Source organism: Serratia sp. JKS296, assembly GCF_900215445.1.
GTDB classification, from domain to species: Bacteria; Pseudomonadota; Gammaproteobacteria; order Enterobacterales; family Enterobacteriaceae; genus Serratia; species Serratia marcescens.
The window spans coordinates 2,730,650-2,750,091 of sequence record NZ_OCMX01000001.1; the positions used below are offsets into that span (position 1 = coordinate 2,730,650).

A 19,442-nucleotide genomic window follows, 5' to 3' on the forward strand; every position below is an offset into this window, starting at 1 on the left:
TTTCTTGAATTTCTATAATTTTACAAAACGCTGCATATGCACAACATTCCAATGGATTAACAACCACACATACACTGATGCGCTAAAAAATAGCAATTCAGCAGAATATATCCCTGTTTAAAATGCGTATAGCTTTTAATCAAAACAAAAAATCGGCAAACCATTAAAACCCGAAAGTTAATACTGCATAACATTTGCAACATCGCAGCATAATCCTGCGAGCGTTAAATGTAACCGAATATGACAAACTGCTTGCCACGTTGACAAAGATAGTGAACATTAACCGCCGTCCCCATCCTATAACAACGCAAAAGGATGCCGTTCCGCATCAACTTTTGTACTTTCCCGTCCTCCAAAGACGGGCTGCGAAAAAACAGAGGTACCAGTGTCAACAGCAAACAACCAACACCCGGAGAGCGTAAGCCTTAACGCGTTCAAACAACCGAAAGCGTTCTACCTGATCTTCTCGATCGAACTGTGGGAGCGTTTCGGCTATTACGGCCTGCAGGGCATCATGGCGGTTTATCTGGTCAAGATGCTCGGCATGAGCGAAGCCGATTCCATCACCCTGTTCTCTTCCTTCAGTGCCCTGGTATACGGCTTCGTCGCCATCGGCGGCTGGCTGGGCGACAAGGTGCTGGGCGCCAAACGCGTAATCGTGCTCGGCGCGCTGGTGCTGGCCGCCGGTTACGCCATGGTGGCCTACTCCGGCCACGACATCTTCTGGGTCTACATGGGCATGGCGACCATCGCCGTGGGCAGCGGCCTGTTTAAGGCTAACCCGTCCTCCCTGCTGTCCACCTGCTATGAGAAAGATGATCCGCGCATCGACGGCGCTTTCACCATGTACTACATGTCGGTGAACATCGGTTCCTTCTTCTCCATGCTGGCCACCCCGTGGCTGGCGGCGAAATACGGCTGGAGCGTGGCGTTCTCCCTGAGCGTGGTCGGCATGCTGATCACCCTGGTCAACTTTATGATGTGCCACAAGTGGGTGAAGGAAAACGGCTCCAGACCTGACTTCAAGCCGCTGCATCTGCCGAAGCTGCTGATGGTGCTGGTCGGCATCGTGGCGTTGATCGCCGTGTCCAGCTGGCTGCTGCACAACCAGGTGATCGCGCGCTGGGCGTTGGCCCTCGTTTCCGCCGGCATCGTTCTGGTGTTCGCCAAGGAAACCTTCGCCCTGCACGGCGCTGCACGCCGCAAGATGATCGTCGCCTTCCTGCTGATGCTGGAAGCGGTGGTGTTCTTCGTGCTGTACAGCCAGATGCCAACCTCGCTGAACTTCTTCGCCATCCATAACGTGGAACACAGCATCTTCGGCGTCGCCTTCGAGCCGGAGCAGTATCAGGCGCTGAACCCGTTCTGGATCATGCTCGCCAGCCCGATTCTGGCCGCGCTGTATAACAAAATGGGCGATCGCCTGCCGATGCCGCACAAGTTCGCTTTCGGCATGATCCTCTGCTCCTGCGCCTTCCTGGTGCTGCCATGGGGCGCCAGCTTCGCCAACGAACAGGGCATCGTGTCGGTCAACTGGCTGATCCTGAGCTACGCGCTGCAGAGCATCGGCGAGCTGATGATTTCCGGCCTGGGCCTGGCGATGGTAGCGCAGCTAGTGCCACAGCGTCTGATGGGCTTCATCATGGGCTCCTGGTTCCTGACTACCGCCGCCGCCGCGCTGATCGCCGGTAAGGTTGCCGGTCTGACCGCCGTGCCAAGCGACATCAACGACGCGCACGCTTCGCTGGCCATCTACAGCCATGTGTTTATGCAGATCGGCATCGTCACCGCCGTCATCGCTATCCTGATGATGCTGACCGCGCCGAAGCTGTACCGCATGACGCTGGACACCACCGAAGACGCCAATCAGCAAGCGCAGGAAGCCACTGCGGCTCGCTGACCGCCAGCGGATTGAGCGTAAATAAAAACACCGGGGTTAACGCCCCGGTGTTTTTTTATGCCGCAAGAAAAAGGCTTACGCTGACTTGGGTTTGCCGCTCAGGTTGGCCCACATGAATTCGCTTACCAGCGCGCTGTGGAACGCCGCCTGTTGCTTGTCGGCGGCGGCGCTGTGCCCGCCTTCGGTATTTTCATAGAAATAGGCCTGCTGATACCCCATCGCCTGCATGCGCGCCGCCATTTTGCGGGCGTGGGCCGGGTTGACCCGATCGTCGCTGGTCGCGGTATAGAACAGCACCGGCGGATAGGCCGTCTGCGCCTGAATGTTGTGGTATGGCGAGAAGGTCTTGATGTAGGCCCATTCCTCCGGCTTGCTCGGGTCACCGTATTCGGCGATCCACGACGCGCCGGCGGAAAGCTGGGTATAGCGCTGCATGTCCAGCAGTGGCACTTCGCAGACGATGCAGCCGAACAGCTGCGGATACAGCGTCAGCATATTGCCCACCAGCAGGCCGCCATTGCTGCCGCCGCGCGCGCCAAGATGCGGCGCCGAGGTCACCTTGCGTGCGATAAGATCTTCGGCCACGGCGGCGAAATCCTCGTAGGCGCGATGGCGGTTTTGCTTGAGCGCCGCCTGATGCCAGGCCGGACCGTATTCGCCGCCGCCGCGAATGTTGGCCACCACGTATACTCCACCGCGTTCCAGCCAGGCCGGCGCCTTGCCGCCGAGATAGCCCGGCAACAGCGGCACTTCAAACCCGCCGTAGCCATACAGCAGCGTCGGCGTGCTGCCGTCCGCTTTGAGATCTTTGGCGGCGATCTGGAAATACGGCACGCGGGTGCCGTCCTTGGAGCGCGCGAAATGCTGGCTGACCTGATAGCCGGCGGCGGCAAAGTCCTGCGGCGCCTGTTTCAACAGCGTCGCCTCACCGCCGTCGAGATTGCCCATGTACAGCGAGGTCGGCTGCAGGAACCCGCTGACGGTCAGGAAATAGGCGTTGCTCTCTTCGTCGATGCCGCCGGCGGAAAGGGTGCTGATGGCGTCGGGGTTGCCCAGCGGGCGACGTTGCCAGCTGCCGCCCTGCGGCGTCAGCACTTCCAGCCGGTTGACCACGTTATCCATGATGCTGAGGATCAGGTGATCGCGGGTGCCGCTGTAGCCGCTCAGCGCCTGCTCCGCCGTTGGGGTAAACAGCAGCTGCAGCTCGCGCTTGCCCGCCAGATAGTCATCGAAGTTGGCCGCCAGCAGCGCGCCGGACGGATAGCGCTTGCCGCCCACTTCCCAGTCGCTGCTCGGTTTGATCAGCAGCCATTCCCGATGCGTATCCAGCTCGGCGTCGGCCGGGATGTCGATTTTTTTCTGCCGGCCATCCTGAGCCAGCAAGAAATAGTCACGGCGATAGAAGTCCAGGCTGCGGCCGACGAAATCACGCTCAAAACCCGGCGTGCGATCGTGATAGGCGAAGACCGCCATGTCTTCCGGCTGCGCTTCGTACAGCGTTTCGGCGGCGCTCAGCGGCGTGCCGCGCCGCCAGCGTTTGGCGATGCGCGCGTAGCCTGACTGGGTCATCGAACCGGGGCCGAAATCGGTGGCGATGAACAGCGTGTCCCGATCGACCCAGGAAATCCGGCTTTTCGCCACCGGCACGTTGAAACCGTCTTTGACAAAGCGTTTGGCCACCAGATCGAATTCACGGATTTCGGTGGCGTCACCGCCGTCCGGCGACAGCTGCATCAGGCAATAACGGTATTCCGGCGCCAGCGGTTGCGAGCCTTGATAGACCCAATCCTTGCCTTCCGCCTTGCCCAACGCATCGATATCCAGCACCGTCTCCCAGGCCGGTTTGGCCTTGCGGTACTCGTCCAGCGTGGTGCGCCGCAGCAGGCCGCGCGGGTTGGCCTGATCCTGCCAGAAGTTGTAATAGTACTCGCCGCGTTTACTCACCCACGGGATCTGGGTGTCTTTATTGAGGATATCCAGAACTTCGCGCTCAATGCGCTGAAAGTCTTCGCCCTGGCCGAAACGCGCCACGGTGCGCTGATTTTCCTGCTGCACCCATTGCAGCGCTTTTTTACCCTGCAGCTCTTCCAGCCACAGGAATTCATCGCCGGCGGCCGCGCCGCCCTCCGCCGCCATCGCCAGGCGGATACTGTTGGGTAATGAAGTCATCGCGAATACGGCTCCTGCGGTTTGTGCACTGAGTTTAATAAACTGACGTCGATTGGTGACCGGCAAAATCAAGCTCCTTTTGAGTCGGCTGCAACGCCGCCCCGTCATGGGCGACAACCTGTGAAATAAGAGTCATTTTCAACAAGGTAGGCGTTTGGCGGCGCGGAGTCAAAGCCCACGGCCGCCGCGTTGAGTCAGGATTGAGGATAGTGGATCAGATCGTGGATACGCACCGTGTGTGAACCGGCGTTGCGGTAGGCATGCGGCCGATCGGCCTGAAAGCGCATCGCCTCGCCGGCCGCCAGGCTGTGCCACTCGCCGTTTATCGCCAATTCCAACCGGCCGCTGATCACGATCACATGCTCGATCACGCCCGGCTCATGCGGCGACGATTCGCTGAGCGCACCCGGCGCGAGATCGATGACGAACATGTCGAAACCCAGTTGGCGATCGTAGGGAAACAGCGGCACCACGCGCATATCGGCATTGTCCTGATCGTACACCGGCAGCTCGCCGTAGCGATGCAGCGTCGCCTGCTGCTGCGCGGGCGAGGCCTCAAGGAAGGCGGAAAACGCCACGTTGAAACCGGTGGCGATCTTCCACAGCGTCGCCACCGTCGGGCTGGACTCGCCGCGTTCAATCTGCCCGAGCATCGCCTTGCTGACGCCGGTGTATTCCGCCGCCTGCGTCAGGCTCCAACCGCGCTGTGCGCGCAACGTGCGCAGGGTGTGCGCCAAATGGCCGGCAAGTTCCTGCATCCTGTTCTCCTCTGCGTATCGTGCCCGATTATACCCGCTTGTGCGCTATAACGCACGATGCTATGCTGATTTCTCGCTGTGCGTTATAACGCACAACCACCGATTGGAGCTGCCCATGCGCCCTGCCGTCACCCTGCGTCATCTGACCCTGCCTGCCGTCATGGCCGGTTTTGTCGCCGTTCTGGTCGGTTATACCAGCTCTGCCGCCATCATTTTTCAGGCCGCCGCCGCCGCGGGCGCCACGCCGGCGCAGATCGGCGGCTGGCTGAGCGCACTGGGGATCGCAATGGGCGTCACCTCCCTCGGGCTGTCGCTTTACTATCGCACCCCGATCCTCACCGCCTGGTCGACGCCCGGCGCGGCGCTGCTGGTCACCAGCCTGCCCGGCACGCCGATCAACGAGGCGATCGGCGTGTTTATCTTCGCCTCCGGTCTGATCCTGCTCTGCGGCGTCACCGGGCTGTTTGCCCGCCTGATGGACTATATTCCACAGGCGATTTCTGCGGCGATGCTGGCGGGGATCCTGCTGCGTTTCGGGCTGGACGCCTTCGCTTCGCTGCAGCTCAATTTTCCCCTCAGCGCCGGCATGGGGCTGGCCTATCTGCTCAGCCGCCGTTACCTGCCGCGCTACGCCATCGTATTGACGCTGGCGATTGGGCTGGCGATCGCCGCGCTGCAGGGCGATATCCAGCTGGCGCAACAGACGCCGGCATTCGCCGTGCCGGAATTTATCGCGCCGCATTTCAGCTGGCCGACGCTGCTCGGCATCGGCGTGCCCTTCTTCGTGGTCACCATGGCTTCACAGAACGCCCCCGGGATCGCTACGCTGCAGGCGGCGGGCTACCGCGTCCCCACCTCACCGCTGATCGCCTGGACGGCGTTGACCGCGCTGCTGCTGGCGCCATTCGGCGGTTTCTCGGTGTGCATCGCGGCCATTACCGCCGCCATCTGCATGGGGCCGGATGTGCATCCCGATCCGCAGCGGCGCTATATGGGCGCGGTGGCCGCCGGCGGCTTCTATCTGCTGGCCGGTCTGTTCGGCGGCGCCATCGGCCTGCTATTCAGCGCGTTGCCGGTCGCCTTGATCCACACCATTGCCGGGCTGGCGTTGCTCGGCACCATTGGCGGCAGCCTGCAACGCGCGCTGCATGATGAAAAACAGCGCGATGCGGCGCTGATCGCCTTCCTCATCACCGCCTCCGGCGTCACGCTGCTCGGCATCGGTTCTGCCTTCTGGGGGATTGTCGGCGGCGCCATCGCCCATCTGCTGCTGTCGCTGCCGCGGCGAACCTCCGAGGCGTAACGGGCGGTCTACATTGACAAGCGACGCCGTGGCGCCTTCACTTTCTCTGTCGTCTGACTGTCAATTCACCTAATAAGTGACGCCGTCACCAAGGAAGCTTATGACTGAGAAAGCCGCGCTGTTAGCTCAGCGCCTGATACGCAATGTCGAACAGGTAGAGATGAAACATGACCGGCGGCCGCCGCTGTATGACAGCGTCGGCGCCCGTCTCGGCACCGGCACCGCCGCCGACAAACTGGGCGCCTCTTTCGATTGCGTGGCGCCGGGCATGCGTTCCTGCCCCTACCATTTTCACTACGCTCAGGAAGAAATGTTCATCATTCTGGAAGGCAGCGGTACGCTGCGGGTGGCTGGAGAAATGCTGCCGATCGTCAGCGGGGATGTCATTTTCATTCCCCCGGGCCCGGAATACCCGCACCAGATCATCAACACTTCCGATGCGCCGCTGAAGTACCTGTCCGTCAGCACGCGCGAACAGCCGGAGCTGGTGATGTACCCGGATTCCGGCAAATACCAGGCGATGGCGCGCAGCGCAGACGGCGAGCAGGTGCGCTACCTGCAGCGCCCTTCAACCTCGCTCGATTACTGGCAGGATGAACCCTGAATCGCCGTCCGGCAACGGGATATCCAACGCGCGCGCCGCCAGTTCGGCCACGCGGAAGTCGATATCCGCCGCCTGCCCGTCTTCCATGAACCAAGCGGCGGAGAGCCCCGACCAGGCCAGGATCCATTGCAACAAGCGCCGGCGCTCCAACCCGGCCAACCGGCACACCTGTTCCACGCGGCGCTGGAAAATGGCCGGATCGGTGGCGATACCGTAGTTGGGATTGCAGAAGATATTGGCGTAATCGAAGCCCCGTTCGCCGTACAAACGCTTGGGGTCGATCGCCAGCCAGCCGCGTTCGCCGAAGTCGAGCACATTGTCATGGTGGATGTCGCCGTGCAGCACGCTTTCTTCTCGCGGGCTGCTCAGCAATTCCGCCGCCGTTGTGGCGCTGAGGCGCAGCATGCCGCCGTGCGCCTGCGCCGCCGGCCACAGCGAGCTGAACCACTCCTGCAGCGGGATCAATTCGGGCAGCGGTGCCTCTCGCGGCGCATGCAAGGCGGCGATCGCCCGACACAGGATCTGCGTGGCCTGCTCATCGTCGCCATCACGCACCAACTGCGCCAACGAACCTTCGCCCTGCGCGCGCTCCAGCAGAATGCCGTCGTCGTGCCACGCCAGCACCAGCGCGGCGCCTTCCCCGCGCCACCAGCACATGAGCTGGCCGCCGAAGCGCTCCTCCTGCTCGCGGGCGATCTTCAGCATGGCGGCCTCGCCCCGGTAACGCACCGGCATCAGCAGACTGCTGTGGGTTTCGAAGGCTTTGCCGTCCTGTTCCAGTTGCCAGCGTTGCAGGTAGGGAGTAAAAATCGGGTTCATCGTCTCATGCGTCCTTGTGGCCGAGCTGCGCCGCACTGTCACATTCGGGTGAAGACGACGTATAAAAAAGAGGGATGATACTCTCAAATATCATCGGTGCGCGGCGCCTGGCCGCCGTTTCTTCAGTATCCTAACCAAGTTTGTCGATTTTATTAACCGGTCTTGCGCGGGGTTTGACCATGACATCATTAAAACGCACGAATTATCCGCAGTTGCCGACGCCGGGCGGCCCCTATGTGCATGCGGTGCGCCACGGCGATCGCTTATACGTTTCCGGATTGACGGCTTTCGCCACCGACGCTCAGGGGTTGAGCGCGCCGGAGCAAACGCAGGAGATCCTCGAACAGCTGGCCACCATTGCCGCCAGCGAAGGCGTCAACCTCAAGGCATTGATTAAAATCAGCGTGTTCCTGACCGACATCGCCGATCTGGCGGGCGTGCGCCCGGTGCTGTTTGACTATTTCGATGGCGCGCTGCCGGCCTGTTCACTGATGGCGGTCAGCGCGTTGTTCTCACCCGCGGTGTGTGTGGAAATAGAGGCGGTGATGGCGTTGCAATAATGCGCGGCTAGAGCGCGCCCTCATCCGGCACGCAGGGGCCGATCTTGAACCAGGCTTTGGCGATCCGCCCCTGCTCCACTTCATAGATGGCGATGACATCCATTTTGCCGCGCCCCTGCGGGAAATTGCGCGTCACCACCTCCTGATCGACCACCATATTGCCTACCGCCATGCGTTTTATCCGTTCGCCATACAGACTCGGCTCCTGGAAACGCACCAGATGCCGTTCCCGGATCGCCGCTTTGCCGCTGGCCAACAGCGTGTCTGGATGTTCGTAATACTGGGCGTCGTCCGCCCAGCAGGCCATAAAGGCCTCGATGTCGCGGGCGTTATAGGCGTCAAGCTGTTGTTGAACCACATCCTGCGGGCGTGCCGTTTTATCGTTCATCACATCCTCCTGCCGAAGTTAACCGCCGCATGCGTCGAACCCATCACGTTAACCGGCCCGTGCTGCAGCTTGATGACACGGTGAATTTTGAATAAAAAACCAAAAATAACGAATAAACAACCTATCACGCCCGATGAACAATTCAAGCGCCCGCGCATAAATTTTCTGCGCCGTGCCAGGGGCGATGAAAACCGCATGGCGCCGCGCGTTAATCTTTGCGACGGTGAGGGAAATTCTGCTAATTTAGCGTGAACAGCCTGACGATAACGAAACGCTATGCAGCAAAAACCGGTGTTGGACGAAGCCAGACAGTTAAAACGACTCAACGCCGCCACGCGGCGCCAATCCCATATGTACAAATGGATCGCGCTGATTGCGGCGCTGGATGCGCTGTTGGTGTTTTGGTATGACCGGGATATGCGCAACGTCACCTTCTCGGGAGCGGTTGCGCTGGTATGCGGCTATTTGTGGATCCGCGATCGCAACAAGGCCCGGGGTTATCGGCGCGAGTTCGACCGCAAATTCGGCAAGCGCAGCGGCGATTAAGGCTGCATCGCCTCCAGCACTTTAGCACTGTCGACGATCTGCACGAACTTCACGATTTTGCCGGCGCGCAGCGTATAAATATGCGCAAAAGAGGCGCTGAAGGATTTGCCGGTGGCCCGGTAGGTGCCGTGATAAAAACCCTGAGCGATCACGTTGTCGCCGGCGTCGTAAAAGTGATCGACGTCGGCGCGGTAACCTTGCCATTCGCTGCCCAGGCGCTGATGCACGTTCTTGATGATGTTCTCCGGGCCGATATAGGTACCGGCGTAAGGGAAACCGGCGGCTTCGGTCCACTCGGCATCGGGGGCCAGCGCCGCCAGCAGATTACGGCCGTTTTCTTCGGAGCTGCCTTCATAGGTTGCGCGCACTATTTCAAGAGGGGTTGGCATGTCTCTTCTCCAAATGGCTGATGAGGATATTCCGGCCATCCCCGCGGACACAGGCTCTCACCAAGCGGAGACGGCGGAATGCGGCTATTCTAGGTTGCTTGTTTCGCTGCAAAAACCGCAGTTATGACAATAGTGGGTTGCACTTTAGTAAACAATAGCCATTTTTCTGTCATTTTCCCGGCATCCGACACGGCTATGCTGATTGACCGATTTTCCCCAACAGGAGCTGAACGTGTCTTTACCCTCGCTGACGCAAGAGTTGTTACAACCGTTTTCCCCCTACCAGACGCTGGCGCAAACGCTGTTGCCGCTCACCCTCGAGTCGGACGACGGTTCGCATGACGTGGCGCACCTGCACCGAGTCTGGAAGAACTGCCGTCGGATCAGCAAGCAGGAAGGCGGCGACCGGCGCATTCTCTGCGCGGCGGTGCTGCTGCACGACGCCGTCGCGGTGGAAAAGAATTCGCCGCAGCGCCATCTGGCCTCGCGCATGGCGGCGGAGCAAGCCACGCTGACGCTGACCCGGCTGGAATGGGCGCCGGCGGACATCGCGGCGGTGGCTCACGCCATTGAAGCGCACAGTTTTTCCGCCGGCATCCCGCCGCAAACGCTGGAGGCGAAGATCCTGCAGGATGCCGATCGCCTCGACGCTATCGGCCTTATCGGCGTGGCGCGCTGCTTCTATATCGGCGGCCGCATGCGCAGCGCGCTGTACGACGCCGCCGACCCGCGGGCTGAACATCGCCAATACGACGACAAGCGTTTCAGCCTGGATCACTTCGAAACCAAGCTGTTCAAACTGCAAGACGGCTTCCAGACCGCCGCCGGGCGGCAGATGGCCGAACAGCGCACCGAACGCATGCGGCGCTTTGTCGACGATCTGCTGGAAGAGGTGTAATGCCGGCCTATGGGGCATTTTCGTTATGCCCATAACATTTTCGGTCATATAACGCCGCTAAACTGTAAGTCAACTTCACCGAACGGGCGGCACAGATGAAAAAGTTGACGTTGAAAGAGATGACGGAAAGCGAACAGCGGGAAGTGAAAACCGAATTGGACAAGGCGCGTAAAAGCCATGGCAGGCCGCTGACCAATGCCGAACAGCACAAGGTCAAGGATGAAGTGGTGGCGCGCATCATGGCCGCCAGAGCGAAGCTCGCCAAGGCGGAGCGTGCAGAACGCAAAGCCAATCGCTACCGGCCGAGCGGCGACACTTTCAGTTGGTCCGCCACCATCGGCTCCCGCCCGCCGCGCTGAGCCAACTCAACCCTCCCCGCCGCGGCGGGGATTTTTATTTATTAGCCAAACTCATCCTCACCGGCGCATCATGAATAACAATGTTATCAATCTGTTGTAAATTGACAGTCTGATGAAGAATATTCATTATCACCCCACTTCCCCTTTTCGCGAGACTGCCATGGCCTACCCACGCAACGCTGATATTCTGATGACACCTGCGTTGCTCGTTGGCGGTTTGGCGGCGGTTACATCGAAGAAACAGACGCTCATTTGACCGGGGCGCGCTGTCCCGTCAGATGAGCTGACTGGATGGCACGCAACGCCCCGCCTTCAATTTTCTCATCTGGCTTCTCTGTCGGTCACACAGAAGGAATATTTTATGGCCTCATTTTCGGGTATTTGGGTGGCGATGGTTACCCCTTTCAATCACGACGCCGTCGACCTGCCGGCGGTGCAACGCCTGGCGCGGCACCTGCTCGACGCCGGCGTCGATGGTCTGGTGGTCTGCGGCTCCACCGGTGAAGCCGCTGCGCTGAGCAAAGAAGAACAGCTGGCGGTGCTCGACGCCGTATTGGAGGTGGCGCCTGCACGCCAGGTGGTGATGGGCCTTTCCGGCAATAACATGGCCGCCACGCTGCAAATGCAGCAGGCCATTCAGCTGCGCGACATCGCTGGCGTGCTGATCCCGGCGCCTTACTACATCCGCCCTTCGCAATGCGGCCTGATCGACTATTTTACCCAGTTGGCCGACGCCTCCACCGTGCCGGTGATCCTGTACAACATTCCGCAGCGCACCGGCATCGCCATGGAGCTGGCCACGCTGCGCCGGCTCGCTCGCCATCCGCGCATCACCGCCATCAAGGACTGCGGCGGCAACCCTGACGCCACCATGGCGCTGATCGCCGATGGCGAAATCGATGTGATGACCGGGGAAGACAATCTGATCCTCACCACGCTGTGCCTCGGCGGCACCGGCGCCATCTCCGCCGCCGCGCATGTTCACCCGGAACGTTTCGTCCAGCTGGTGCAGCAGGTCGCCGCCGGCGATCTGGCCGCGGCGCGCAGCAACTTCTATGAGCTGCTGCCGATGATCCACCAGATGTTCAGCTTCCCGAATCCGGCGCCGGTCAAGACGGTGCTGGCCCAGCAGGGGCTGATCGCCAACGAATTGCGTTCGCCGATGCAGGTGGCGCCGCCGGCGCTGCAGCAACAGATCGCCGCGACGCTGGCGCAACTGCAGCCCGCAGAGGCGATCGTCGGTTAAATTTGTTAGCTAAGCCGCTGTAATTTTGGCGCCACGGGACTACGATGAGAGGTTAAGCATGCCCGTCATTCGTCATCAACAAGGAGCTTCCGATGAAACTGTTCTATAAAGCCGGCGCCTGTTCGCTGTCCCCGCATATCGTGCTGCGTGAGGCAGGGCTGGATTTTACGGCGGAGAAGGTCGATCTGGCGCAGAAGAAAACCGAGAGCGGCGCCGATTACCTCGCCATCAACCCCAAGGGACAGGTCCCGGCGCTGCTGCTGGATGACGGCAGCCTGCTGACCGAAGGCGTGGCGATCGTGCAATATCTGGCGGACCGCGTGCCGGATCGCAACCTGATCCCGGCGGCGGGCACCCTGTCGCGCTACCACGCGATCGAATGGCTGAACTACATTGCCACCGAGCTGCACAAAGGATTCAGCCCGCTGTTCAACCCGAAAACGCCCGAAGAATACAAAACCATCGCGCGCGCCAAGCTGGAGCAGCAGTTCAGCTATCTGGATTCGGTACTGGCGAAGCAGCACTTCCTGTTGGGGAGCCGTTTCAGCGTGGCTGACGCCTACCTGTTCACCGTGCTGCGCTGGGCATTCGCCCTGCAGTTTGACGTGCGCAAGCACGCCCATTTGGCGGCCTGGTTCGATCGCGTTGCGGCGCGCCCGGCGGTGGATGCGGCGCTGAACGCCGAAGGATTGAAGTAAACATTCGGCCCCGGTGGCTATCGCCGGGGCCCGTTGCACTTACAGTTTTACCGCTTTGAACTCGCTGCGCGGCTGCACGATCCGATCCTGCGCCGCCACTACCTGCAGCTCGTATTCCCCCATCTCCTGAGTCGTCAGCATCACCTCATACACGGCGGCGGTCACGTGCTCCAGCGCTTTATCCAGCGCCTCACCCTTCAGCAGATCCACCAGCAGCAGACCGCTGGTCAAATCGCCGACGCCGACCGGTTGACGCGCGCCGAAGTCCACCAGCGGCCGGCTGATGTGCCAAGCCTCGTCCGCCGTCACCAGCAGCATTTCGAAGCAGTCGGCGTGATAGCCGGCGCGGGCCAGGTGCTTGACCAGCACCAGCCGCGGCCCTTTGGCGATCAGCGCGCGGGCGGCCTGCACCGCATCGGCCACGTTGGCGACGGCCATCTGGCTCAGCATCTCCAACTCCAGCAGGTTCGGCGCCATCATGTCGCTGCACGGCAACGCCTGGCGACAGTGAAACTCGGCCACGCCCGGCGCCACGATGCAGCCTTTTTCCGGATGTCCCATCACCGGATCGCAGAAATACCAGGCATTCGGGTTCGCCTGCTTAACCTGACGCACGATCTCCAGAATATGGTCGCCCTGCTCCGGCGAACCGATATAACCGCTCAATACCGCATCACAGCGCTTCAGCTGATCGATATTGGCGATGCCCTGCGCGATCTCGGTCAGGTGATTGGCCGGCATGACGCAGCCGGTCCACTGGCCGTATTGCGTATGGTTGGAGAACTGTACCGTGTTCAGCGGCCAGACGTTGACGCCCATGCGGCGCATCGGAAATTCAGCCGCACTGTTGCCGGCGTGACCAAACACCACGTGCGACTGGATAGAAAGAATGTTTTTCATCGGAACAACTGACCTCGCCATGCCGTGTGCATCAGCCCGCGGCGAAATGATAATGGGTGCACAACGCGAAAACGTCATGCCGGCGCTGTTAAAAACAAGAAATGAGAGGAATTTTTATGCTTTCGACGGCGGCATATTGTAGCGAAAAGTCCGATCCAAAAAAAGCCGAGAACCGACCGACAAGGCAGTGACAGCGGGAAAAATCAGGCCATCCTCAGACTGGCCTAACATTGCATTTCGGCCCTTATGAACTGTAATTGTCTATTCATTCACTATCACTTCAGCGTATCCAGAGGATATATTTCATGAGCTTACTGAAACTTCAATGGGGAAAGAAGGCCGATGCCAATACCTTGACTTATTTAGCTAAACAGCTTGAGAAAAGCGCTGATAGCCAAAGTGAGTCAGGCGCCTTCGCCGACGCGGCCGCTCTCGATACCTTTGGCCGTTCGCTCGCCAGCGGGACACCTTCCGTCGAGCAGTTTAGGCTGCTGGCCAGCGCCCGCCACTTCCTGCGGGCTGACAACAACGAAAAAATCTACGCTTCGCTGTATCACGAAAATCTGAGCCAGGACGTCTCCCTGGCCTTGCTACAGAACGCCGGCCACGATCGATACCAAACCAGCATCGCGTCATTCTGCAAGGGGATGCTCCCACTCGACGGTGCTCGTGAGCCTCAGTCGACGGATGTCGCCGCCTATCAACTCAAGATCGCTCAACCGCTGAATTACACGCCTATCGCCGAATTGTCGCTCTCCGCCGACGGCATATTGAGCGGCTCGGTGAACACCGGCAGTCAGCATCCGTTGAGTCCTGAGGAATTGGCCGCTCTGACGCACGTCTTTCTTAATGTGAATGCCTCGGCCGCCGTTGATTTCAGCCATTCGCCCCAGTTGAAAGAGGTGACCTTGCAAGGGAGTGCGCCAACCGATACCACCGCCCTGAACTCGCTAAAAAATAAGGGATTCGCTTTGCGGCTTAATCTGGATGATAACCCTTACTTCAAAACGGTAGACAAGATTACATTTGGTACCGAACGTGATGTGGTGGTGATTTCCGATAAGTTCGATCTCGCCAATGCCAAAATGGAAATTCTTTTTGGCATCGGTGGTGCCAGTCTGTTTTGGAGTGGCAATGGCGTGAATCATAGTGCCAATATTGTCAGCACGACGTTCACCGCACAGAACTATTTTGATGCGGATGGCGTTATTTCCGCCAACCTGATCTTAAAGGATATCTATCTGACCACAACGGCAAGCGGCAGTATTGAAGGAATAATCAAAACCAATATTAACCAGTTCCAATTCTTTCCTCAGATCGATCTGGCAGGTTATCGCGGTACCGGAAACATTTATCTGGATGGTAAATTGATCGCGACAGAAGGCGCCAACGTATTCGATTATGGCGTAATCAATCAAACGGCCAGTATTTATAACGACCATTATACAGACGTCACCCACTTGCAGCAGGCGCCCCATGCTGTAAAAAGTGGTGACGGTTATTACTGGACGGGAAGTCAAGGTCTTACGCTTTCCGGTTTCGCCGATAATGTACATATCATCAATCTTCCCGTCTTCGACACGCTGCCTTTTCTCACCATCAACGGCGATGCCGGTGCGCAGAGCAAGCTTCACCTGGAACTGGCGCCGGTTACGCCTCCCTCGACGTTATTTGGCCCTTGGGGGGTAAGCATCGGAAATAGCGCCATCGAACGCCTGGACGCAGGAACGCTCAGTTTCGCCAGCCATTTCATTGGTGCACGGCCGCAAGAAGAGCTGCGGCTGTATGCCAATGGTTCGAAACTCGCCTCGGTGGCGCTGGAAGGCGCCGGCAACAATATTTCCAAGATCAACATCAGCGGCATAGGAAAGCTGGAAGTGACGGTAAAAGCTGACTTTAGCGACAGCTTGAAACATATTGTTATTGAACCCATTTTCGATCCCATGAATGAAGGGATCCCGCGCGTTGAAACCGATCTGAAGCTGGATAAGGCCGGCAGCGGCGGCGGCGAGTTTTATAAACTGCTATCCGCACTGAACGACCCGAGCGCCTATGGCGGTATTATCGGCGCACTGACCGGCGAACAGATCAACATCCAGTACACCAATACTCAGACCCTGACTATCAAAGGCAATACCACGCTGAATAACCTGGCGATGGCCAATCAATACGCGCACCACAACAAAATCAACTTTGAACAAAGCACGATCGACAGCATGGTCACGATTAACACTCTCACGCCGACCGACACGCTTACCGTTGGTGTTCGGGGTCAACAGTGGCTGTTCGACAGCGAAAAATCCGGCAATATCGTGCCTTATGGCAGCCTGACGCAAATGGCCGACATCAATACCCTGTTTGATTCATTAACCGTCGCAGACGACAGCACGGCGCAAGATATATTTGCTCAGGCGCTATCAAAAATAACCCATGGCGGCAGTGAAAATAATCTGCAAAGCGTAGGCGTGTTCAAGTTGGCAACCAATGCATACATTATCATTGATAATAATCACAATAAGCAATTTGACGCTGAGGACATTGTATTCTCCTTGGGAGATAAAGATATTTATGAGATTGCAGCAAACCTTCATTATCGGGCGCCGACTATTGATCTTGCCGGCACTTCCACCCCATCCGTCACAGAGCTAAGTTTGGTCTAACTCTCTGCGGGTGCGGTCGCCTCAAACGGCGGCCGCATTCGCGAAAAATACAGAATTTCCTTAGGCTCAACCGCATTGCAATCATGTGGATTTGGACTGTACTTGTTGATGCTTATTTTTTGTCAACACAGGGGTTAACATGAGTTTATTATCGTCACAACAGGATGTAGCCATCCTTTTTTATGCCACACTCGGTAAAAAAGCCGATAGCGCCGCATTAAACTTCTTTGCCCGCCAGCTGGAATCGGGGCAGTACAGCAGAGATCAACTGGCCGAAAAATTCATCCAGTCTCAAGATGGGCATCATCGCTATGACGGCCTGACAACGTCGCAAAAAATTCAATACATCTATAAAAATACGACAGGCGCCGATCCAGCACCCGATTTGCTGGCCACGCTGGTCGCGCAAGCCAATGCAGGAAAAACGCTGGGGCTGATTACCAAGGATCTTATCGCCGGCGTGAAGAGCTATATGGGTGATGCTGCGGCACCGGTCGCACAGCAACAGCATTTGTTTGATATTATTGATACAACCTTACACCCCGCTTTGTCCCCCTATCCCGCGAATGCTGAAGCGGCAGCCGATATTCAAGCCCTGTTTTACATCGTAGGCAGCCTCGCGGTGGCGGAAGGCGTCAATTATTGGAGCCAGGTGCTGGCGACAGGAAAAGCTGACGCCAGCTATATTGCCGGCCGTTTCGTCGATACGCGTAGCGCGTTGACCACGTTAAGTAATGAAGACTTCGTCAAAACCGTCTATAAAAATACTTTCGGCGTTGATGCTGGCGCAAGCGAGCTCGCCAATTATGTCACCGGGTTGAATAATCACACCGAAACGCGAGGCGACGTCATCATGCGTCTGATCGCCGATATTCGCAACGACACAGCACATGCCGCCGCCAAACAGGCTTTTCTTAATGCTACCCATGTCTACGCTGCGGGTGAGATGGCTGCGGCCAACTATCAGGAAAGCGTGGCGCTGCTCTTTCTGCAACTGGGGAAAAAGGCCACGCTGGAATCAACCGGACTGGACAGTTACAGCAAATTCCTCGCCGCGGGGAACTCCGAGCTCGATCTGCTGACCATTCTGGCTAAATCCTCCCCCTTCAAAGATGCCGCAGACTTCGCCAGGATTTATCACGAACTGTATTACGGCCCGGCGCTGAGCGAACTGCAAAAACAGGCAATTTTGCTCAAAGCCGGCAATAATCCGCTGCAGGCGACGCTGAATATTTTGCATGCGTTCCGCAGCGGGGAAGCGCCGCTGGAGGGCGGAGTCAGCCCAAGTCACGAGCAACTCGTCAATCTCGAATACAAAATTGGCAGCGAGCTGGGATACCAGATCCGCGGCAACGTCACGATGTCGAATGCCGACGGCGCCCTCAACGGCAGCCTGAATACCGGTAAGCAACACGCGTTAAGCCATGCGGAAATCAGCCAGCTGCGCGAGATCACCCTTAACGCCGAGATCGGCTCCGCGGTCGATCTCAGCTTTGCCAAATCGTTGCAAAAAGTCACGCTGCAGGGCGACTTCGCCACCAGTGAAGCAATGCTTCAATCGCTGAGAAACCTGAATGTCACCCTTTTTCTTAGCGAGGGCAACCTGCTGAACGCCCCCGAAGGGATTAACTTTTCCAACGTGAAGAACAGCACCGTCGTCGCCGACCGGCTCGATATGACGACGGCAGCCGCGCAAATCAATCTGGCCGCCGGGAAGCATCAGCTTGTCTGGCAAGGCAATGCCACCGCCGACAGCGGCAATAGGGTCAGCCGTGATTTCAAAGCGACGGCGCTTAATAGCGATCCCGAGACATCTTACTATAGTGTCTCAGCCAATTTTTTCACCAAGGTCGTCCACCTGACGGCCAGCGTCGGCGGCGGCTATGACGCTGAAATTACAAATAACGTTAATCAGTTCCTATATTTCAACTATGTAGATTTGACCCACTATCGCGGTACCGGAGAGATTTATCTTAACGGGCAGCGGGTCGCTACCGAAGGCAACAAGGTATTTGACTTTGGGGTGTTCACGCAAGAAGCCACCGTCTCCCACCCGATTTACGGTAACATCAACTCGCTAAAACAAGGCGAAATGGCGCAACCCAATGCTTCGCAAAACGCTACGGGGTCGGCTGGAGGGGTAATTACGGCCTACTCCGGAGATTTAACGCTGCTCAACGTCAGCAGCGGACAGTTTACCCTCGGCGGCGACTTGACCGCGAAAAGCCGTATCCACATCAGCGATACGGCACATAGCGACGACAGTTTTAAATTGTTCTTTACCGATACGGCTAGCCATACGGTAACCAACCTCAATATGGGTACTTTCAGCTTTACATCGAACCATAAAGAAACGCTCGAAATCCGTATGGGCAGCAATCTCGACATTGTGCAAAATCGCACGTTGACCCTGAGCGGCGGGGACAACTCGATTAGCACGTTGATGCTGAGCGGCTATATGTACACAGGCGATAAGCCGCTGGTGCTTAATCTGACCGTTGCCGCAGATTTTAGTGATAATCTGAAAACCATCATAGGCAGCGAATTTACCGATGAACGCCGTTATTACTCCGACATGAAGCTGTTCCTCGTCGCAGAAAAAGGCGGCACCGGCGGCGGCGCTTTCTACAACACGCTAAACACGCTGGCCAATAAAGACGATTTCGCCCATGTCATTGCCGAACTTGCCGGCGACCAGTTAACGGTCGACCGCACCGGATTGACCGTCTATAAAGCCGACGTTAAGGGCAACACGACGTTGGATAGCGCCGGTACGTTACATTTTACCGATAGCAAAATAGACAATATGGTCACGCTCAATACCGGCTATGCCAACAGCGTCATCTCCGTGGGAGAAACCGACAACCCATGGGTTTTCTCCAAGACAGGAGACAAGACCGCAACCTTGTACGGCAGCGCCACCACCCAAGCTGAGTTACAAAATGCGTTCAGTGGCCTGAATGCGACGGACAATGCGCAAGCGCTGTTCTCACAGGTACTGGCGAAAATAACGAACGGCGCCAGCACCAATAACCTGGCGGAAGTCGGATTGCTAAAGTTGGACAAATCGCTCTATGTCATCGTGGATAGCAATCATAATCACAGCTTTGACGCCGATGATGTGGTGTTCTCGATCGGCAATCAGGATCCTTATCTGGCTGCCGTCTCTCTGCACTACCACTCGCCCGCCGTCACCGTGAACGGTGTTGCGGCCGAAAACTCGCTGCCGGAGGCGTTTGCCTAAT

Annotated in this window: 17 protein-coding genes; 11 read left to right on the forward strand and 6 right to left on the reverse strand. The window is 58.0% G+C overall.

Features of this window, described 5'->3' with window-relative positions; genetic code table 11:
• Positions 1-385: 385 nt before the first annotated feature.
• On the forward strand, positions 386-1,900 hold the full coding sequence (gene dtpA / locus CRO23_RS12875) for a dipeptide/tripeptide permease DtpA (RefSeq protein ID WP_016927896.1): 1,515 nt from the start codon (positions 386-388) through the stop codon (positions 1,898-1,900).
• A 75-nt stretch (positions 1,901-1,975) separates the two neighbouring features.
• On the opposite strand, the gene CRO23_RS12880 is transcribed toward dtpA, so the two are convergent.
• The gene (locus CRO23_RS12880) at positions 1,976-4,069 is read right to left on the reverse strand and encodes a prolyl oligopeptidase family serine peptidase (protein ID WP_079451297.1); all 2,094 of its coding nucleotides are present in this window, start codon (positions 4,067-4,069) and stop codon (positions 1,976-1,978) included.
• A gap of 194 nt (positions 4,070-4,263) precedes the next feature.
• Positions 4,264-4,827, reverse strand: coding sequence for a helix-turn-helix domain-containing protein (locus tag CRO23_RS12885; protein ID WP_016927898.1), 564 nt, complete (start codon positions 4,825-4,827; stop codon positions 4,264-4,266).
• Between the two features lie 115 nt (positions 4,828-4,942).
• Between CRO23_RS12885 and CRO23_RS12890 the strand changes: the two genes are divergently transcribed.
• Together CRO23_RS12890 and CRO23_RS12895 are read left to right on the forward strand one after the other, a co-directional pair.
• Entirely contained in the window at positions 4,943-6,130 is a 1,188-nt protein-coding gene (locus tag CRO23_RS12890; RefSeq protein WP_016927899.1) for a benzoate/H(+) symporter BenE family transporter, read from the forward strand.
• A gap of 100 nt (positions 6,131-6,230) precedes the next feature.
• Entirely contained in the window at positions 6,231-6,734 is a 504-nt protein-coding gene (locus tag CRO23_RS12895; RefSeq protein WP_004938395.1) for a cupin domain-containing protein, read from the forward strand.
• On the opposite strand, the gene CRO23_RS12900 is transcribed toward CRO23_RS12895, so the two are convergent.
• On the reverse strand, positions 6,699-7,544 hold the full coding sequence (locus CRO23_RS12900) for an aminoglycoside phosphotransferase family protein (RefSeq protein ID WP_370446670.1): 846 nt from the start codon (positions 7,542-7,544) through the stop codon (positions 6,699-6,701). The genes CRO23_RS12895 and CRO23_RS12900 overlap by 36 nt on opposite strands.
• Before the next feature lie 188 nt (positions 7,545-7,732).
• Between CRO23_RS12900 and CRO23_RS12905 the strand changes: the two genes are divergently transcribed.
• On the forward strand, positions 7,733-8,113 hold the full coding sequence (locus CRO23_RS12905; protein ID WP_028128181.1) for a RidA family protein: 381 nt from the start codon (positions 7,733-7,735) through the stop codon (positions 8,111-8,113).
• Between the two features lie 7 nt (positions 8,114-8,120).
• Here the strand turns inward: CRO23_RS12905 and CRO23_RS12910 are convergent, their stop codons facing one another.
• Positions 8,121-8,501, reverse strand: coding sequence for a nuclear transport factor 2 family protein (locus CRO23_RS12910; protein WP_015377744.1), 381 nt, complete (start codon positions 8,499-8,501; stop codon positions 8,121-8,123).
• 276 nt (positions 8,502-8,777) lie between these two features.
• Between CRO23_RS12910 and CRO23_RS12915 the strand changes: the two genes are divergently transcribed.
• Positions 8,778-9,047: a hypothetical protein gene (locus CRO23_RS12915; protein ID WP_004938382.1), complete on the forward strand. Its 270-nt coding sequence runs from the start codon at positions 8,778-8,780 to the stop codon at positions 9,045-9,047.
• Here CRO23_RS12915 and CRO23_RS12920 read toward each other — a convergent pair.
• The gene (locus tag CRO23_RS12920; RefSeq protein ID WP_004938379.1) at positions 9,044-9,436 is read right to left on the reverse strand and encodes a nuclear transport factor 2 family protein; all 393 of its coding nucleotides are present in this window, start codon (positions 9,434-9,436) and stop codon (positions 9,044-9,046) included. The genes CRO23_RS12915 and CRO23_RS12920 overlap by 4 nt on opposite strands.
• A gap of 202 nt (positions 9,437-9,638) precedes the next feature.
• Between CRO23_RS12920 and CRO23_RS12925 the strand changes: the two genes are divergently transcribed.
• The 4 genes from CRO23_RS12925 to gstA all read left to right on the forward strand — a co-directional run bounded on the left by CRO23_RS12925 (position 9,639) and on the right by gstA (position 12,637).
• Complete coding sequence (locus tag CRO23_RS12925) at positions 9,639-10,334, forward strand: HD domain-containing protein (RefSeq protein ID WP_079451298.1); 696 nt, start codon at positions 9,639-9,641, stop codon at positions 10,332-10,334.
• Between the two features lie 95 nt (positions 10,335-10,429).
• Positions 10,430-10,693, forward strand: coding sequence for a DUF3811 domain-containing protein (locus tag CRO23_RS12930; RefSeq protein ID WP_004938373.1), 264 nt, complete (start codon positions 10,430-10,432; stop codon positions 10,691-10,693).
• Between the two features lie 361 nt (positions 10,694-11,054).
• A complete protein-coding gene (dapA, locus tag CRO23_RS12935) occupies positions 11,055-11,939 on the forward strand; it encodes a 4-hydroxy-tetrahydrodipicolinate synthase (protein WP_097102137.1) in 885 nt (294 codons plus the stop codon).
• Between the two features lie 92 nt (positions 11,940-12,031).
• The gene (gstA, locus tag CRO23_RS12940) at positions 12,032-12,637 is read left to right on the forward strand and encodes a glutathione transferase GstA (protein WP_016927904.1); all 606 of its coding nucleotides are present in this window, start codon (positions 12,032-12,034) and stop codon (positions 12,635-12,637) included.
• 39 nt (positions 12,638-12,676) lie between these two features.
• Here the strand turns inward: gstA and pdxY are convergent, their stop codons facing one another.
• Positions 12,677-13,537: a pyridoxal kinase PdxY gene (gene pdxY, locus CRO23_RS12945; protein WP_033640488.1), complete on the reverse strand. Its 861-nt coding sequence runs from the start codon at positions 13,535-13,537 to the stop codon at positions 12,677-12,679.
• A 305-nt stretch (positions 13,538-13,842) separates the two neighbouring features.
• Here pdxY and CRO23_RS12950 point away from each other — a divergent pair, with 305 nt between their 5' ends.
• Together CRO23_RS12950 and CRO23_RS12955 are read left to right on the forward strand one after the other, a co-directional pair.
• Positions 13,843-16,197, forward strand: a complete 2,355-nt coding sequence (locus CRO23_RS12950; protein ID WP_097102139.1) for a hypothetical protein — start codon at positions 13,843-13,845, stop codon at positions 16,195-16,197.
• Positions 16,198-16,336: 139 nt separating this feature from the next.
• Complete coding sequence (locus tag CRO23_RS12955) at positions 16,337-19,441, forward strand: DUF4214 domain-containing protein (RefSeq protein ID WP_097102141.1); 3,105 nt, start codon at positions 16,337-16,339, stop codon at positions 19,439-19,441.
• Position 19,442 lies beyond the last annotated feature (1 nt).

Excerpts from the sequence above, each read along its gene's own strand:
- pdxY (WP_033640488.1), bottom strand. The coding sequence starts at position 13,537 with ATGAAAAACATTCTTTCTATCCAGTCGCACGTGGTGTTTGGTCACGCC.
- dapA (WP_097102137.1), top strand. The coding sequence starts at position 11,055 with ATGGCCTCATTTTCGGGTATTTGGGTGGCGATGGTTACCCCTTTCAAT.
- gstA (WP_016927904.1), top strand. The coding sequence starts at position 12,032 with ATGAAACTGTTCTATAAAGCCGGCGCCTGTTCGCTGTCCCCGCATATC.
- CRO23_RS12915 (WP_004938382.1), top strand. The coding sequence starts at position 8,778 with ATGCAGCAAAAACCGGTGTTGGACGAAGCCAGACAGTTAAAACGACTC.
- CRO23_RS12895 (WP_004938395.1), top strand. The coding sequence starts at position 6,231 with ATGACTGAGAAAGCCGCGCTGTTAGCTCAGCGCCTGATACGCAATGTC.
- CRO23_RS12905 (WP_028128181.1), top strand. The coding sequence starts at position 7,733 with ATGACATCATTAAAACGCACGAATTATCCGCAGTTGCCGACGCCGGGC.
- CRO23_RS12920 (WP_004938379.1), bottom strand. The coding sequence starts at position 9,436 with ATGCCAACCCCTCTTGAAATAGTGCGCGCAACCTATGAAGGCAGCTCC.
- CRO23_RS12950 (WP_097102139.1), top strand. The coding sequence starts at position 13,843 with ATGAGCTTACTGAAACTTCAATGGGGAAAGAAGGCCGATGCCAATACC.
- CRO23_RS12880 (WP_079451297.1), bottom strand. The coding sequence starts at position 4,069 with ATGACTTCATTACCCAACAGTATCCGCCTGGCGATGGCGGCGGAGGGC.
- CRO23_RS12910 (WP_015377744.1), bottom strand. The coding sequence starts at position 8,501 with ATGAACGATAAAACGGCACGCCCGCAGGATGTGGTTCAACAACAGCTT.
- CRO23_RS12930 (WP_004938373.1), top strand. The coding sequence starts at position 10,430 with ATGAAAAAGTTGACGTTGAAAGAGATGACGGAAAGCGAACAGCGGGAA.
- CRO23_RS12890 (WP_016927899.1), top strand. The coding sequence starts at position 4,943 with ATGCGCCCTGCCGTCACCCTGCGTCATCTGACCCTGCCTGCCGTCATG.
- CRO23_RS12955 (WP_097102141.1), top strand. The coding sequence starts at position 16,337 with ATGAGTTTATTATCGTCACAACAGGATGTAGCCATCCTTTTTTATGCC.
- CRO23_RS12885 (WP_016927898.1), bottom strand. The coding sequence starts at position 4,827 with ATGCAGGAACTTGCCGGCCATTTGGCGCACACCCTGCGCACGTTGCGC.